Source organism: Phormidesmis sp. 146-12 (assembly GCF_052939495.1).
The window spans coordinates 1-2,230 of record NZ_JBJPHS010000232.1; the positions used below are offsets into that span (position 1 = coordinate 1).

The window sequence follows — 2,230 nt, forward strand, 5'->3', positions numbered from 1 at the left end:
CTCATGAAACCCTTTCCTGCTTAGTTTTTGCAAGCTTTTGTCCTGTACTTAGGTCTGAATCACTAAACTCAAATCTTCCAACTTTCGTAGTAGTTAAGGTCGATGAACCTTTACCGTGGACAGAACCGGAGACTTTCTATCCCATTTTGCCAGTAGAAGAACCCCACACCTACGGTACACTCCAGCGTGCAGTGGAACTGGTTGCCTCGTTGATTGAGGACTTTGGTTATAACACCCAAAATACCCGGATTTATCAGCTCGTGCCCGTTCCTGACGAAGACACGCTACTACTTATTCAAAACGCTCTAACAACTCTGCAACAAGATAGCGAGTAGCTTATCTACTTCTACCTCGGTGGGATTTCTAGCAGAAACACCTTCGGAGCTTGGTTTACAGCACTGATAGCAGCCTTGCCTGGTATGGTGCTTGGTGTGGATTGATTATTCATACCCATAGCGGTAAACTAATTCGCACACCTGGAAATTAGGGTTTAAGGGAACCGAGAAATTCGGTGTACTGTATGCGCCAGAAATCCTCGACGGTTTATGGCACAAAGGTAGTGCGCTATCGCGCTGGTTCATGCAGTGTGATTAAGGCTACCCCTTTATGCAAGCTCTGATAACCAGTTCTACAAATCACTCAACATTGCTGACAATTACCCATCCTGATCTCTCTCTTGAATCCGAGCAATCCTCAGAAGAAATTAATCCAGGCACTCTGATGATTTTGGCAGACATTGAATCAGAACGAGATTATTACGAATCTTGTGGGAGGTGGTAATCATGACCTTCCCTCTCGCTCAACAATCTCTAATAGGACTCTCTCAAGCAGCAGCCGAACTTTGGGATCTGCTTACTCACTCCCAAACAACCGAGGAAGAAGCTGAACTCCTTGCAGCGATTTGGGAAACCCAGGAGGCGCAAGAAGATGCGATCGATCTTCACGCAGAGATCGCATTTCAGCTTGACGCAGAGATCGCAGGTGTCAAACAACGACTGGAATACCTGAAAGCAATACATCAAGAGGCACTCGATCGCCTGGAGCGATGGCGACAGACACTTGATCAAAGCATTCTGAAGCAAAACACAGCCGGGGGGCTGCCCGATGAAGTCGTCGGACATTCACTCCGCATCACCATTCGCGAAAATCCTCCCAGTTGTGAGCTACTGGTGGATGCAGAAGACTTGCCAGATGAGTTCCGCAAAAAGAAAGTCATTAGACCTTTCCGAGAATTTACAAGCGAGACTGCTGCTGGGTTTGAGGTCATTCCACCAGGATTGTTCAAGAACGGTAGCATCAGGGGTTGAGGCAGTTTCTAACAGAAACGACTGTTCAACATCGCGTGGCTCAAGACATGGGCTTTCTCCCGATTTCAAAAGTTGTAATTCGTGAAATCAAGCCTGCCCAATCGTAATCTCACCAGTCCACAAATGGTCAACATCACGGACTCATAGGGCCACGAATGCAGGCGAAACCGATGGGTGAGAATCCGAAAGATCTTCAAGCGACGAATCAGGGGTTCGATGAAGATGCGCTGACCCGAAATCCCCTGGTTTTCGCTGCGTTGGGATTCGCTCAGTTGTTTATTTCTTGGCTTCTTGTGGGGTGTGGTGGTGCGCTCGGCTCCTTGGTAGGCTTTATCGCCCATAAACTGCTGCTGGGGATCGAGGCGTTCCTGATGTTGCCGCAGAAGATGGATATCAGCAGTGGGTCCTGGAACCCCTGCCATCACATCGACAGTCTCTTGCCCATCGGCGGTGCCCAACAGTCCCGTTTTCTGGGTGTGCTGTCGCTTTTTGCCTGAGTAACAGGTCTTTTGGGCGGCATAATCACCCGGACGTTCTCTGGCTTGTTCGGGACTGTCAGCCAATAGCACTTCCGCCTGCCACAACGCCTGCACCACTGACCACAGATAGGGGTCATGACCAAACTCCTCGAACAAACTCGCAGGCAACCCCTGTCGCAGCAGTTTCAACCCCTCATGGAACGTCTCATGTGCTTCACTTTTGGACACCTCGAACAGCATCCCCAACCCCTCAAAGGGTAGGGTTGATTTATTCTAGGGAGAGAAAAGCGAACAGCCGATTCCCTCATTAGTTGCTAAGAACCATCCAAATGAAAGAATCAGGGTTTTGGGTTTCCTTGATTTTCCCTTAATCAGAATGAATCAGCCCTACCCCTCAAAGGGGGGATCGTGCCGCAAGTAGAACAGACACAATCCCAGGGTTTC

The 2,230-nt window shown here is 49.1% G+C and carries 3 protein-coding genes; 2 read left to right on the forward strand and 1 reads right to left on the reverse strand.

Going from position 1 to position 2,230, the window contains the following annotated elements; genetic code table 11:
• Together ACKFKF_RS34860 and ACKFKF_RS34865 are read left to right on the forward strand one after the other, a co-directional pair.
• Positions 1-335, forward strand: a 335-nt coding sequence (locus tag ACKFKF_RS34860) for a hypothetical protein (RefSeq protein WP_446871910.1), incomplete at its 5' end; no start/stop codon positions are given.
• A 447-nt stretch (positions 336-782) separates the two neighbouring features.
• Complete coding sequence (locus ACKFKF_RS34865) at positions 783-1,307, forward strand: siphovirus Gp157 family protein (protein ID WP_446871911.1); 525 nt, start codon at positions 783-785, stop codon at positions 1,305-1,307.
• 65 nt (positions 1,308-1,372) lie between these two features.
• Here ACKFKF_RS34865 and ACKFKF_RS34870 read toward each other — a convergent pair whose 3' ends face one another.
• Complete coding sequence (locus ACKFKF_RS34870; RefSeq protein WP_446871912.1) at positions 1,373-2,026, reverse strand: transposase family protein; 654 nt, start codon at positions 2,024-2,026, stop codon at positions 1,373-1,375.
• Positions 2,027-2,230: the final 204 nt, after the last annotated feature.